This window comes from Staphylococcus sp. GDB9P120P, assembly GCF_017893435.1.
GTDB classification, from domain to species: Bacteria; Bacillota; Bacilli; order Staphylococcales; family Staphylococcaceae; genus Staphylococcus; species Staphylococcus cohnii.
Genome location: NZ_JAESNB010000003.1, coordinates 41,294 through 56,583 on the forward strand (window position 1 = coordinate 41,294; position 15,290 = coordinate 56,583).

Here is a 15,290-nt window from a genome sequence, read left to right on the forward strand (position 1 = left end):
TAGTCTGATAAAAGTAATCTCTTGAATATTTATAATCAATATGAGTATATTATTAAAAAACTTGCAAATATTTGAAAGGAATGGATTGAAAATGCCGAAAGAAAAAAATAACTAGAGAAGAACTTGGAAAGCAAATGATGGAAACTACTATAATAAAATCAAATATAAAAAAGTAAAAAGCCCTTCGAATGATCAATATGAAAGTCTTAGATCAAGAACATCTATTAAAATACATAGAGATTTCAAACCATTATTTGATGAATTAGTAGCAGAAGAACGTGAAAATAAAAAAGACTAGGACATAAATATATGTCCTAGTTTCAAAGTAATATCTTAATTATACTTTTTCAGTTTGTGCTTGTGCTTTTTCATTGTTTGACGCATGTGAAGCACCGATTGCTTCGATTTCTTCTAGTGTACGTCCTCTAGATTCTGGAACGAATTTTTTCACAAACAGTACGCCGAGTATACAAATGATGCCGAATATCGCAAATACGATTTGTTGTGGGAAATACACTGTCATAATTGGGAATAGTAATCCAACTAAGAAAGAACCAATCCAATTTAATGAAGATGCTGCACCTGAAGCAAATCCTCTAATTGCTAATGGGAATATTTCTCCAACGATAACCCATGTTAACGGCGCCCATGTAAATGAATAGAACGCTACATAAATACTTAAAAATATAACAATGAGTATTGGATTCGCATTTGGTAATATCAAATTAATGACTGCTGGTAATATGAATGATAATCCCATCACAGTACCACCTAACATAAGTAATGTTCTTCTGTTAAATTTATCCGCTATCCAAATGAAGAGTAATGATCCTAATACTAAAATCACACCTTGAATAATTGGCCACATTAAAGCTGTACTTGCTGAGTTACCTGTAGCTTGTTCAACAATTAATGGAATATAGTAGAATATTGCATTTGCCCCTTGGAATTGTTGGAACGCAGCTACACCCAATCCAGCGATAACTAAATATTTATATTTGCCACTAAATAATGTTGCTAATGATTGGTTTACTTTATTCTTACTTTCTATTTGAATAGTCTTGTTTATTTCTTCAAATTCTTTATCTACGTTTTGGTTATTTCTAAGGTTGCTTAAGACTATTTTAGCTTCTTTAAATTTATTATTTTTAATTAAAAATCTTGGAGACTCTGGTAATTTTAATACGCCCCAGAATAAAATGACTGCTGGAACTGCTGCTGCACCTAACATTAATCTCCAACCCATTTCAACTGGCAAACCTCTTAAGAAATAGTCTACGATGTATGATAACAACATCCCAGATACAATCATTGTTTGATTCATACCAGACAATTGACCACGGTACTTGGCTGGAGCCATTTCTGACATGTAAGCTGGTACTAATGCTGATGCAGCACCAACTGCTAATCCAAGAATTAACCTTGATATAATTAAGAAATAACTACCATCATGTGGTGCGATGCCTGACAAAACAGAACCAATTACGAAAATGATTGCAGAAATTAAAATCATTTTCCTTCTACCAAGCGTATCAGATAATTTACCTGCTAAAATACCACCAAATATTGCGCCTAGCATTACTGACGAAGTAATTAACCCAATTATAAATCCACTATTAATATTCCAGTCTTCTCTTAAAAATGGTAACGCTCCGGTCATAACACCTATGTCATAACCAAAAAGTATCCCACCAAAAGCACCGAAGAAATAGATAAAGCGATTCGAAACTTTACTGTTTATTTTCATCCCATTCACCCTTTTTTAAAACAAAATATGCCTTACATTACGTTATTTGATTAACGACAAATCTACTGTAATTTAATTTATTAATGTATATTCTGAATCAAACATGTTTAATAATATTTCTATTTGCGATGTATTCAATTTAAGTGACAGTACTGTGTGATGACCACCGCCTTCTTCAATCCAACGTTTCACGCCTTGTTCTAATGATGGTTTAACATCCCATAACACTCTAGCTACTGGTAAGTTAGGTGCAGGTTCATCTAATTGTTTAGCAGTAATTTCATTCACAATAAACTTGAAGTGTGTGCCAAGATCCATCATTGTGACCACTACGCCGTCGCCAGCTTTTCCATCGAATACTAATCTTGCTGGATCTTCTTTATCGCCTATACCTAAGGGATTTACAACGATTTTAGGTTTCGTGTCTGCTAATGTTGGATCAACTTCCAACATATGTGCGCCTAGTATATGTGATTGGTGACTTCTTAAGTCGTACGTATAATCTTCCATGAACCCTGTTGCTTCATTTTCTGCAGCAATTTTAAGTAAGCGGTCTAAAGCAGCAGTCTTCCAATCACCTTCACCTGCAAATCCGTAACCTTGTTCGTTAAGTCTTTGTACTGCTAAACCTGGTAATTGTTTCATGCCATGTAAATCTTCAAAGTTAGAAGTGAAAGCAGTATATCCACCCTCATCTAAAAAGCGTTTAATCGCAATTTCATATTTTATTTGTTCTTTAACAGAAGCATTAAATGCGTCTTTACTGTACGCTCTGTAATCAAAGTCATATAAATCTTCATATGATTTAAATAATTGATCTACTTCTGAATCTGTTACTTGATTCACATATTCTACTAAATCACCTATACCAAAATAATCCACAGTCCAACCGTATTGGATTTGTGCTTCGATTTTATCCCCTTCAGTAACAGCTACATTACGCATGTTGTCACCAAATCTTGCAACTTTTAAGTTGAAGCTTTCATTATAAGCATTAGCTACAACCATCCATTCTCTTAATTGCTTTTGTACATTTTCATCTTTCCAATGTCCAAAAATAATTTCATTTTTCTTATTAAGACGGCGGTTAATATAACCGTATTCTCTATCTCCATGTGCTGATTGATGTAAATTCATATAATCCATATCAATGTTTTCCCATGAAATATCATTGTTGTATTGAGTTGCTAAATGTAATAATGGTTTTTGTAATAATTTAGTACCTCTAATCCACATTTTCGCTGGTGAAAATGTATGCATCCATGTAATCACACCTAAAATATCATCACGATAATTCGCTTCTTTCATAATATCTGTAATAACATCTGCAGAAATTGCTAATTTCGTTTGTAATTCAATTTCAAACGGTAATTGTGCCTGCGCGTTTAACTCGTCCGTAATATTTTGTGCATTTTGTTTAACTTGTGCGAGTGCATCATCACCATAGAGTTCTTGTGATCCAATCACAAACCAGAATTTTTTTGTTGTAGTCATTTTGTTTCCTCCTTAGTTTTGTCCGTAATAGGCATTTGCGCCGTGTTTTCTTTCAAAGTGTTTATCAAGTACTGCTTTAGGTAATGTTTCTGCGAATGGATTTAATTGTCTTGTGAAGATATTCATCTTACATACTTCTTCTAACACTACTGCGTTCATCACAGCTTTTTCACAATTATCTCCCCAAATAAATGGTGCGTGACCATGCAATAATACTGCAGGTACTTCATGTGGGTTGATACCTTTTTCTTTAAATGTTTCAACAATGACATTGCCTGTTTCATACTCATAATCTTTATTGATTTCTTCAGTCGTTAAAAATCTAGCACACGGAATTTCGCCGTAGAATGTATCTGCATGTGTTGTTCCCATAGCTGGCACGTTCAATCCTGATTGCGCCCACGTTGTTGCCCATGGTGAATGCGTATGTACGACACTGCCAATATCACCAAATTCTTTATAAAGAACAGCATGCGTTGGCATATCTGAAGAAGGTTTTAAATCTCCTTCAACCACTTCACAATCTAAATTACAAACCACCATATCTTCTGGTTTCATGACATCGTAATCTACGCCACTCGGCTTGATAACAAATAATTGCGATTCTGCATCAAAGGCACTCACATTACCCCATGTGTATTTAATCAATCCTCGGTTTGGCAATTCTAAATTTGCCTTAAAAACTTCAGCTTTTAACGTTTCTAACATGTTATTTGCCTCCTAAATATTTAGCTATCGATTGTTCTATAGGTAAACCTTTTTTAACTTTTTCTACATAGTTATTAAAGTTAATCACTTCTTGTTCTACTGGTTCCGTAGTTACTTCTTCCGTGTTTAAAAATACAACTTCATTTAAAAATGTAGCTAAAGATTGTTGAGATTCTTGTGCGGTATAGTAAGCTAAAACACTGACACCCCATGCGCCACCTTCACTTGCCGTATCCATTACGGTAATCTTATTTTCAAGTGCTGATGATAATACTTGCTGTGCGACACCTTTGGTTTTAAAAATACCGCCATGTGCTATCAATTTATCTATGTTAATCGATTCATTATTTTTCAATAAATCCAATCCAATTTTCAAAGTACTGAATGCACTATATAAATGCATTTTCATAAAATTAGCTAAATTGAAATTATAGTTTGGTTCACGTACAAATAATGGATAACCTGTCTCTACGTCTGTAATGTTTTCTCCTGAAACATAGTTGTATGAAAGTAAGCCACCAATGTTGTCATCACTTTCCAATGAACGCTCGAATATCTGTCCGTACAACTTATCCGATGAAAAATCAACACCCATGACGCTTAATACTTCGCCAAATATGTTCATCCAATCATTAATATCAGAAGTACAGTTATTGGTGTGAATCATTGCTACTTCACTACCATCGGGCGTTGTTACTACATCAATTTCTGGGTACATGCCTTTTAATGCATCAGATAATACAACCATTGCAAATGCACTAGTACCGGCTGATATATTACCTGTATTCTGCGCTACTGTGTTCGTTGCTACCATACCAGTACCAGCATCGCCTTCAGGCGGACACATAATGCTACCAGCTTCGAGATTACCTGAAGGATCTAATAATGTTGCACCATCACTTGTAAGACGACCGCCACTTTCACCTGCCAATTTAATTTCAGGTAATATAGCTGATACTGACTTTTCAAATCCTTTTCCTTTAAATAAGTCATTAGCTGTATTTAATAAATCTGATCTATAAGCTTTTTTGTTAACATCTATTGGGAACATGCCTGAAGCCTCGCCAATACCGACAACTTTTTCTCCAGTTAAGTACCAGTGCACATACCCAGCTAACGTTGTTAAATATTCAATTTGATTCACATGGACTTCTTTATCTAATATGGCTTGATATACATGCGCAATACTCCAACGTTCTGGAATATTAAATTGAAATGCTTCGCTAAGTAACGTAGCTGCCTTTGCTGTATTACCATTTCTCCAAGTTCTAAATGGTACAAGTAAATCTTCATTATGATCAAACGCTAGATAACCATGCATCATACCGCTGATACCAATCGACTTCACTTGTTTTAATGTTAAATTATGTTTTTCTTTCATTTCTGTTGTCATTGCACTATAACTTTTCTGTAACCCGACCCAGATATCATTAATAGAATATGTCCAATATCCATCTACGAATTGGTTTTCCCATTCAAAATGTCCAGATGCAACTGTATTTAAATGCTGATCAATTGCTACGGTTTTAATTCTTGTAGAACCAAGTTCAATACCAATCGATATATCTTCACTACTTAATGCTTTCTTCAAACCATCCATTTCAAACACTCCTATTGAAACCGTTTTCAAATATACCTTATAATATTTGTCCGTACATGTCAATGTTTATTATTTTATGTCCGTACATGTTTTGAATTATAAAAAAGCTCAAACCAATAGCGTGATTGATTTGAGCCTGTCTTTTATATTTTTTTTACAGAATTTCGTTCGATAATATATGTATCTATAAGTTGTGACGTTTGTTTTTTATCTGTATTTATCGCGGTAATCATCCATTCTGCTGCTTTTCTACCAAGTAATTCTTGAGGATGTGACGTTGTAGTCAAATCCATCTCACTCAATTTACTTAGCACTGAATTATCTTCGCCAACCACAGATAAATCGCTTGGTATCTGCACATTTCGCTGTTTTAATCTTTGGATGATCTCGTAAGCAATTTCATCGTTATAACAAACTAAGCCAGTGATATTAATCTTTTTCTCACAAATATGCTGAACAATTTGTTCGATGACTTGTGGCTTACTTTCGGTATCAAATGTATAAATATGTTCGCCTTTAAAAAGAATATGATTACTTTCAAAAGCATTAAAATAACCTTTCATTCTTAATTTACCTTGGTTATCGTCTATTTTAGTAATTAAAGCAATATTTTCATGTCCTTGATCTACTAAATATTTTGTTGCTAAATAGCCAGATTTCACATCATCAATTGCTATATAAGGCAATTTCAACTCATCATACTTAGCATTAATCATTAAAATCGGAATATCTCGCTGTTTGAATAATGAATAATAGGACAAATTCGGGTTATAGACATTACTCTTAGTAGGTTCTATAATAAGTCCCGTCACACCTTGATTCAGTATCATCTCTAAACATTTACGTTCTTCCTCATGATTGTTATTCGTACTTGCTAATATTAAAGAATAGCCATTCTTTTTTAATACATTCTCAATACCTCGAATAATACTCGGGAAAATATAATCCGATAAGTAAGTCACGATTACGCCTATTTTTTTAGTTTCATTGTTCTGATTTGTATTTAAATAATTGTAACTCACATATGATCCAGAACCTTTTTTCTTTTTAATGTATCCTTCTTTGACTAATAAATCCATTGCTTGTCTGATTGTATAGCGACTTAAATTATACCTATCCTGAAATTGCTTTTCTGTAGGTAAGAGCATTCCAACTTGATAGCTTTTGTTAATTATTTTTTCTTTAATTTCGTCCGCTACAATTTGATATTTCGGCTTATTCATAATTGAAAATCTCCTAGTCTCACCAATTTGTCTTAATACCGCATATTATAGCATACGTCATATTTATTCAATGAATCAAATTTTAAGAAAAATTGAATTTATACGTTGAATTCATCATATAATATAAAGTAATTACGTACTTAGTTTAAACGTCGTTCTTTGTACTGCCTTCCCTCTTGAAAGACTACTGTTAAGCCATTGAAACGTCACTCATTAAAATCTTTTGACTTATGAATTGAACTGTTGTTATATTAAAATTAAGAAGGAGATATGCGTGAACATACCTCCCTCACAGACCCGTTAAAAAGACGGTGGCTAGACAAAGTGAAAATAACGTTTCAACATTTATCTGCCTAAAGTTGGAACGTTATTTTTTTGGCTATTACAAATTAATATGAGACCAATGATTGTTAACATAACCATTAAGATTTCATAATCAGTCATTTTCTATCCTTTCTTGGAGTAGAGACCAAAATCATAGGCATCACCCCATTTTCAATGAGATTAGCCACCTTTATTCCAACTTGCCTGTAAAAATATTTTACTACATGAACTGCGTCACTCCTACCTTTTCTTCACTTTTTGAAAAATTTAACTATCCCTATATGAATCATTTTATTGAATTCTTATAACGTCTCTATGTACGCTTTTAAAAATATAATAAAATCTTTTGACTTATGAATTAACCGTTGTTATATTAAAATTAAGAAGGAGATATGCGTGAACATACCTCCCTCACAGACCCGTTAAAAAGACGGTGGCTAGACAAAGTGAAAATAACGTTTCAACATTTATCTGCCTAAAGTTGGAACGTTATTTTTTTGGCTATTACAAACTAAAATGAGTCCAATGATTGTTAACACAACCATCAAGATTTCATAATCCGTCATTTTCTATCCTTTCTTGGAGTAGAGACCAAAATCATAGGCATCACCCCATTTTCAATGAGATTAGCCACCTTTATTCCAACTTGTCTGTAAAAATATTTTACTACATGAACTGCGTGACTCCTATCTTTTCTTCACTTTTAAAAAAACTCACCCCCAAAATATAAAACGTTTTCATTTTATTAATAAGAAATGGATACATTTTACTTTGTACATGGTACGCTATAATTAATAAAAATATTACTTATTATATTAAATGGATAGATTGTATAAGGAGTGAACTTGGATGAAAAAAGTTTCTATCAAAGATGTAGCTAAAGAAGCAGACGTGTCTTTGACTACGGTTTCGCAAATTTTAAATAAAAAAAGCAACCGTTTTTCAGAGGAAACAGTAAACAAAGTCATTGCTGCTAAAGAGCGATTAGGCTACTTCCCTAATAAAAATGCACAACAATTACGTGGTAGCCAAACAAAATTAATCGGTGTGCTATTACCAAATTTAACTAATCCATTCTTTTCCACGATGATGCAAACTATGGACGATCACAAACCAGATGATGTCGATTTATTCTTCTTAACAACAAAGGAAGATAAAATCGAAGAAGGGATTATGCATCTTGTCGAACGAGGCATGAATGGTCTGATTATTGCGCAGATGATTAAGAACCCGTCTCGTTTAAATCAATATTTATTAAATCATAATATACCCTATATCGTACTAGATCAAAGTGATGACCATGGATTTACTGATATCGTAAAAACAAATGAACGCAATGGTGGTGAACTGGCAGCCGCACATCTTATTGATTACGGCCACACGCACATTTCAATCATTCAACCTTATAATTTAACGAGTAATATGAAAGCAAGAACAGATGGTTTCATCAAATATTGTGAAATGCATGAGATACCATCTCCTATAATTATCGAAACCCCTTTAAATAAAGAAGGTGGATTTGCAGTCATTGATGATATTATAAAGTCCAAATCTAGTGCTATTTTTGCAACAAATGATGAGATGGCTATTGGTATTATGCGTGGCCTCGCTGATAAAGGATTTCACGTACCAAACGATATTTCAGTTATTGGCTTTGATAATATAGACATTGCAAAATATCTTGTCCCTTCCCTCACCACAGTTGCACAACCTATTAAAGAAATAGGCGAGGCTGCATTAGCTTTAATCACTCATAAGCTGAATCAAAATGATGCAACTTTACATAACGTTGCATTACATAATGAGTTAATTATCAGAGAAACAACGCAACATTTTTAAAAATAAAACACACATAATATAAGTCTTAAAGATATGTCATTGATTGCTTGACTCGAGTTAGCAGTTATCAATTTTCAGCTTATCTTCTAGGTCTTATATTTTTTTGTAAAAAATGAAAGCGTGTACAAATATAGAAATTGATGTTATTATGACTTAGTAAAACGTTTTACTAAATCGTTTTACCTAAAAATAATCAGGTTCTGTTGCAAAGCTGAATTTATAGTATAATTTTAACAAAAAGGAGTCTTCTGTATGAACTATTTCAGATATAAACAATTTAACAAGGATGTTATCACTGTAGCCGTTGGCTACTATCTAAGATATGCATTGAGTTATCGTGATATATCTGAAATATTAAAGGAACGTGGTGTAAACGTTCATCATTCAACGGTCTACCGTTGGGTTCAAGAATATGCCCCAATTTTATATCAAATTTGGAAGAAAAGCATACAAAAGCTTACTACAAATGGCGTATTGATGAGACGTACATCAAAATAAAAGGAAAATGGAGCTATTTATATCGTGCCATTGATGCAGAGGGACATACATTAGATATTTGGTTGCGTAAGCAACGAGATAATCATTCAGCATATGCGTTTATCAAACGTCTCATTAAACAATTTGGTAAACCTCAAAAGGTAATTACAAATCAGGCACCTTCAACGAAGGTAGCAATGGTTAAAGTAATTAAAGCTTTTAAACTTAAACCTGACTGTCATTGTACATCGAAATATCTGAATAATCTCATTGAGCAAGGTCACCGTCATATTAAGTAAGAAAGACAAGATATCAAAGTATCAATACGGCAAAGAATACTTTAAAAGGTATTGATTGTATTTACGCTCTATATAAAAAGAACCGCAGGTCTCTTCAGATCTACGGATTTTCGCCATGCCACGAAATTAGCCTCATGCTAGCAAGTTAAGCGAACACTGACATGATAAATTAGTGGTTAGCTATATTTTTTTACTTTGCAACAGAACCTCAGTATCTATAGTACGAGTTCAGAAAATCAAACTCAGTTCACTTTTGGGGACTGTTATGTTATCATATAATTAACAAATGAGTTACAACTTAGTATATACAGAAAGCCCCCACACGCCGGCAAGCTAATGTGGGGGCTTTTATTTTATCCCTTAAGTTGATCAAATATATAGTTCGCAACTATACCGGCAACAACTGACGAGATAAAACCTAAGACAAATGAGATTACAACAAGCATATACAGCACCCCCTTTCTGCACAGGAAGTGCTTTTCTAGTATAACAAAAATGTATAAGTTAATACGACACTTTAAGAATTTGAATAAAAATACAAAAACAATACTGATGAAAACACATGAAAACGTGTTAAATCAGAGATGTATAAACCATGTATAAAGGATCACAAATGATAAAAGCCCAAAACACTGATTTAACAGTGTTTTGGGCTTTTGGTTTGGTTAACATAATTACTTAATTATAGGAACTGAAAAGGTATACGCTATACAGTGGAAGTTTCTGCTAATAAATACTTTTACTTTCAATAGCATTTAAGTTATATTTAAATTAAATAAAACTTAAATATAGGTGGTCTACATTAAAATTATTTTCTCAACTTCAACTTTACTTTCATATCTTTTTTTATTCAACTCTTTTTCTGTCCATGCTCAAGATTTTCAAAAGGGAATCAATGTTGATATAGCTAGAAAAGATTATTCCTTGAAATCACTCAAAAAGATTGTTGATACAATTCATGAAAATAATGGGGATTACTTACAACTTCATTTTTCTGATAATGAAAACTATGCAATTGAATCTCAATTTTTTAAACACGAAAATATAGCTTCACAAAATTATTTAAGTCAACAAGAGTTAAAGAACCTTATTCATTATAGTAATAAGTTAAATATAATGGTTGTTCCAGAATTTGATTTACCTTCTCATTCAAAAGCTTGGTTATTGTTATTAAAAAATGAAAATTCAAACTTACACGAAAATATCGTAAGCGATTATAGCGATGAAACAATTGATTTTTTTTCTAATCAAAAAGCATTAGAGATTAGCAAAAGGCAAATCAAAGAAATTTTAGATCTCTTTCATCAACCAAATTTTCAAAAAGAACAAAGAATAGTATTGGGCGGTGATGAGGTTCCTGGTGGAAAATCATACCAAAATGACTTCATTAATTTTATGAATGAAATTGGTGAATATGCTTATCAAAATGGATATGAACCACAAATATGGAATGATTCTATTACTAAAAATGGTTTGAAATTATTAAAAAATTACTTTTCAGTAATTTATTGGAAACAAAGTAATAATGAAAATAATGAACCAGGGATCACTGTCGAAGATTTTTTAGACTATAATTTTAAAGTTTACAATTATAATTTTTATTCACTATATTTTTTACCTTCTAAAAACTATAGCCCAACTGATATAGAAGAACAAACTAGCTATATCAGTTGGGCATATAATCACAATAGTTTTTACTATTTAAAGAATCCATATTATGAAGTAGATTCTTTAAATATCCAAGGTTCTGCTTTAAGCTTTTGGGGCGAGCATGCTACAGGCATGAGAGAGGAAGAAGTTCTCAACCAAGAACTACCACTTATACGCACATATTTAAATAAATAATACTTTTAAACTTTGCTTTATTTTAAATCTAGTTTTAAGCTATAGGGCTGTTTACCAATAACAAATCTAAAAATATAAAATTCTCTTAGTATAATGCCCACACCTATGCATAGACCTAATATAAATAATAATGACACTGCCAAGAAAATAAAGGTATGGTCAATATATACTGAAGTATTTTCATAAAGAGCATCTATAACAATAGGATGCAATAAATATACAAAGAACGAAAAAGTATTAACTAAATTTATAGAATAAAACATAAATTCCTTAAAATGAAGGGTTGCACCGAGTAATAATAAAAACATGAAAGAATGATAAAAAATTAATGCTTCTGTATAACTAGTAACATTCCAATAATCATGAGAGAACATAATGATAAACAAAACAAAAGATAAAATTGCTAAAACCAAAATTATAAATAAATAATTCCTTAAAAAAGCAGTTATATTATTGTAGTTCTTCCCAATATAACCACCTAAAAAAAAGAAAAATATCCAACCTAAAATGAAGGTATTGTCACTTAAAGGATAAATAGCATGGAAATTTTCAGCAAATTCATTATTATTGTGTAGTAAATGTAAAAAAGTTATTTGAATTATTAAAGAAATTAATAGTATTACCTTGCTTTCAAAAATCTTACTTGAAATTTTATATATAAAATAACTTAGTATAAAATATTGTAAAATAACTATAATAAAATAACCATACCAATATCCTAAAACAACGTTTTCATAAAATTGATGTAAAAATGGACTATTTAATTTAAGCGATTCTGTATAACAGTAAAATAACCCGATGGTTAAATAAGGAATAAAGATATATTTAAATCTAGACCATAAATATTTAAATGTTATTTTCTCATAATTCAAAGTTGTTAATAATTGAGATAAGATAATAAAACTCGGTGTACCAAAGATAACAATATTTTGAACATAATAAAGAAGTTTTAATTGGTTTATTTCAGTATCATCAATATCGTTCATCATTTGAGTTAACAAATGAGTTACTATAATAAGTATACAAATAAACGCACGTAAATATATTAACTCAGTCTTTTTTTTATTCATTTTTAAATCCATCCCACTTCTGAATTATTTGATGAAATGCATCATCACTTACAAGTATTCGTGGAATGTAATAATTATCATCACCAGGTTCCACAGGCCTTTCCTCTAACACATAACCATATTTTATACCTGCTTTTTTCAAATTTTTCTCTTTTTCTTGATCTATTTGGCCATAAGGATATGCTAATGACTCATTATCGTAATTGAAATGTTTTTTTAAATATTCATTACTTTTACTAATATCATCTACAAAGTTTTTATTTGAAGTTTTCACCATCATAGATTTGTTTTTACTTAATTTATGTAAATTATTAGTATGAGAACTAAAAGTCCATAAACCTGATTTTTTCATTTTTTTCAATTCTTTTAGAGTTATCAAGTTTAAGTTATTAAAATTTTCAGCTCCAACATTCCCAGTAATAACAAAACCCGTAGCCGGGATATTATATTTTTCTAATACGGGGTGTGCATTTTTATAAATTGATTGATCCATATCGTCAAAATTTATCCAAACACTTCTTTTAGGAAATTTCCCAATTTTCTTATATTTAATAAACTCTTCCTCAGTTAAAAAATGGGCATGCTGTTCTTTTAACCATTTAATTTGCTTTTCAAATTCCTCTTTAGTAATACTGTAGGTTGAAAGTTCTTTACTATTTGAAAATATAGATAAAAAGTCATCGAAAAAGTTATCGTTTCTAATGCGATGATAGTTTAAAGCAAGTGCGCTATTTTCTTTGTATTTTATTTCCTTTTCTTTAGATTGAACTTTTTGGTTGTTCATTAGTAAGTTTGAACTTATAATAATAAGCAATATCAAAGTAAATAATAGTAATCGTCTACTCATAGATTTCCTTTACTTCCTTTCAATTTTTGTGTGATAAGAGATAATGTTAGCAATGAGAAAGTAATTACTGCAAAAATTGCTATGAGTTTAAAAAGATAGTTTATATCATCAACTTCAATATTAAGTACTGTTCTTATCATTAGAACTGTTTCCACATTAATATGTAACAATGAACCACCAATCACTATAATCGCAGTACAACAATATAACCAGAACATAGCAGTGAAAAGAAGAACACATACTTCTCGTATTACATTTAAACTCGATTTTACCGTTTGATGTTTCCCCTGTCTGGACTTGACCAAGTTGCATACACCCCTTTCTGCCTTTTTAAAGCTTTTGGAAAGGCAACAATTGCTACTAAAGCATTAAGAACCCAATACACAGTTGGGTACCAACTTAGAAAAACAACTATAAATACATTTACTTTTTCATATTTGCTATCAATAATAAGAGAAATAATAAATTGAACTGTATTAATGAAAGTTAAAACAAATGCAGAAAGAATAATAATAGTGAATTGATATTCTAGATAATATATGTCTAAAAAATTTGCATTAATAATTGTCAAACCTAGTAATAGGACAACGCAATAAACCCAAATAAGCGAAAAAATTTGTTCGAAAAGTAAAAAGTACAAAGGAAAATTAAAAGACTTAATTCCCTTTTTGAAATCCCTGATCAACACCTCTTGGCCACCTTGCGCCCATCTTACTCGCTGTTTCCAAAGACCTCCAATAGATTCAGGAACAAGCATCCAGCACAATGCTCGTGGCTCATATTTAATCTGAAATTTGTTAATATGAAACTTCCACGATATAGCGATATCTTCAGTTATCATATCTATATCCCATTTCCCAACCTTTTCAACTGCTTCTTTTTTAAACAATGTAAAAACACCTGAAATTGTATTTATTTTTCCAGCGATGGATTGTGTTCTTTTAATACTACCTACCATACTTGCATATTCTATTGTTTGAATTTTACCTAATATAGAACTTTTATTTCTAATCCTAGGGTTGCCTGTTACGGCTGCAAGATTAGAATTTTTTTTGAAGTTTTCTATCATGAAATATGGTGCTTTTTCGTCAATGATTGTATCGGCATCGATACCCATAACATAGTCATATGTCGCATACTTTATTCCTTCATTAAGGGCGTTAGCCTTGCCGTTATTTTCTTCTAAATTCACAAATACAAAATCTAATTTTTCTTTCAATTTTGACACAATTTTTTCAGAATCATCAGAACTTCCGTCATTAATTACAATAATCTGTTTGTTCGGAAACTCTAAATTTAATACATTTTTAATCGTATCTTCAATTGTTTCTTCTTCGTTGTAGCAAGGTATTAAGAATGATATACCTTCTCCATATGTCTTATATGTAGGTTCATTTTTGTTTTTAATTTCCCTTAGTAATACGTAATATAGTGTCCCAATAATCCAATAAACCGACATAAACAGTGGGTATAACAATAGTAAATTGTATAGTTTCATTTAATCTCCCCTAACTAACTATCAATCATCATAATACACCCAATAAAATTTTTCAAAACTTTATTTATTATAGTTTTATTACTGCGTAATTGCATTGTAACAAAACTATATTGTTAAACAACAATATATAATAAGTAAACGCTAACATGCTATTTTTTATAATAATCTTCTTTAATTTGTAATAATTTTGTAATATTAGATCACAAACTAAAAAGCGCATTCCATATCGATATGGAATGCGCTTTTTAGTTTGTGAGAAATACTTCAATATAAGATAATACATAATCTACCAATTCATCTTGCGTCATATCATCAGCAT

The 15,290-nt window shown here is 31.3% G+C and carries 12 protein-coding genes and 1 pseudogene; 3 read left to right on the forward strand and 10 right to left on the reverse strand.

What is annotated here, in order from left to right:
- Window positions 1–337: 337 nt before the first annotated feature.
- From KA856_RS04350 to KA856_RS13850, 6 genes are all read right to left on the reverse strand, one after another.
- Window positions 338–1,747, reverse strand: a complete 1,410-nt coding sequence (locus KA856_RS04350) for a sugar porter family MFS transporter (protein ID WP_192945221.1) — start codon at window positions 1,745–1,747, stop codon at window positions 338–340.
- Window positions 1,748–1,819: 72 nt separating this feature from the next.
- Window positions 1,820–3,241, reverse strand: a complete 1,422-nt coding sequence (gene araA, locus KA856_RS04355; protein WP_192945220.1) for an L-arabinose isomerase — start codon at window positions 3,239–3,241, stop codon at window positions 1,820–1,822.
- 12 nt (window positions 3,242–3,253) lie between these two features.
- Window positions 3,254–3,949, reverse strand: a complete 696-nt coding sequence (locus tag KA856_RS04360; protein ID WP_002506429.1) for an L-ribulose-5-phosphate 4-epimerase — start codon at window positions 3,947–3,949, stop codon at window positions 3,254–3,256.
- A gap of 1 nt (window position 3,950) precedes the next feature.
- On the reverse strand, window positions 3,951–5,549 hold the full coding sequence (locus KA856_RS04365) for a xylulokinase (RefSeq protein WP_192945219.1): 1,599 nt from the start codon (window positions 5,547–5,549) through the stop codon (window positions 3,951–3,953).
- A 143-nt stretch (window positions 5,550–5,692) separates the two neighbouring features.
- On the reverse strand, window positions 5,693–6,772 hold the full coding sequence (locus tag KA856_RS04370) for a GntR family transcriptional regulator (protein ID WP_192945218.1): 1,080 nt from the start codon (window positions 6,770–6,772) through the stop codon (window positions 5,693–5,695).
- Window positions 6,773–7,563: 791 nt separating this feature from the next.
- Window positions 7,564–7,662 (reverse strand): hypothetical protein, encoded by a 99-nt coding sequence (locus tag KA856_RS13850; protein ID WP_236593591.1) that lies wholly within the window; start codon window positions 7,660–7,662, stop codon window positions 7,564–7,566.
- A 283-nt stretch (window positions 7,663–7,945) separates the two neighbouring features.
- Between KA856_RS13850 and rbsR the strand changes: the two genes are divergently transcribed.
- From rbsR to KA856_RS04385, 3 genes and pseudogenes are all read left to right on the forward strand, one after another.
- Window positions 7,946–8,935 (forward strand): ribose utilization transcriptional repressor RbsR, encoded by a 990-nt coding sequence (gene rbsR / locus KA856_RS04375; protein ID WP_192945217.1) that lies wholly within the window; start codon window positions 7,946–7,948, stop codon window positions 8,933–8,935.
- Window positions 8,936–9,187: 252 nt separating this feature from the next.
- A pseudogene (locus KA856_RS04380) lies at window positions 9,188–9,860 on the forward strand (IS6 family transposase).
- 643 nt (window positions 9,861–10,503) lie between these two features.
- Window positions 10,504–11,556 (forward strand): family 20 glycosylhydrolase, encoded by a 1,053-nt coding sequence (locus KA856_RS04385; RefSeq protein WP_081256381.1) that lies wholly within the window; start codon window positions 10,504–10,506, stop codon window positions 11,554–11,556.
- A 17-nt stretch (window positions 11,557–11,573) separates the two neighbouring features.
- On the opposite strand, the gene icaC is transcribed toward KA856_RS04385, so the two are convergent.
- From icaC to icaA, 4 genes are read right to left on the reverse strand one after another with little or no spacing between them, the layout of a single operon-like run.
- The gene (icaC, locus tag KA856_RS04390) at window positions 11,574–12,626 is read right to left on the reverse strand and encodes a polysaccharide intercellular adhesin biosynthesis/export protein IcaC (protein ID WP_046467880.1); all 1,053 of its coding nucleotides are present in this window, start codon (window positions 12,624–12,626) and stop codon (window positions 11,574–11,576) included.
- Window positions 12,619–13,473: an intercellular adhesin biosynthesis polysaccharide N-deacetylase gene (gene icaB, locus KA856_RS04395; RefSeq protein ID WP_103301675.1), complete on the reverse strand. Its 855-nt coding sequence runs from the start codon at window positions 13,471–13,473 to the stop codon at window positions 12,619–12,621. The genes icaC and icaB overlap by 8 nt, the downstream gene beginning before the upstream one ends.
- A complete protein-coding gene (locus KA856_RS14100) occupies window positions 13,470–13,691 on the reverse strand; it encodes an adhesion protein (RefSeq protein ID WP_194375771.1) in 222 nt (73 codons plus the stop codon). The genes icaB and KA856_RS14100 overlap by 4 nt, the downstream gene beginning before the upstream one ends.
- 50 nt (window positions 13,692–13,741) lie before the next feature.
- On the reverse strand, window positions 13,742–14,971 hold the full coding sequence (gene icaA / locus KA856_RS04405) for a poly-beta-1,6 N-acetyl-D-glucosamine synthase IcaA (protein WP_192945564.1): 1,230 nt from the start codon (window positions 14,969–14,971) through the stop codon (window positions 13,742–13,744).
- Between the last annotated feature and the right edge of the window lie 319 nt (window positions 14,972–15,290).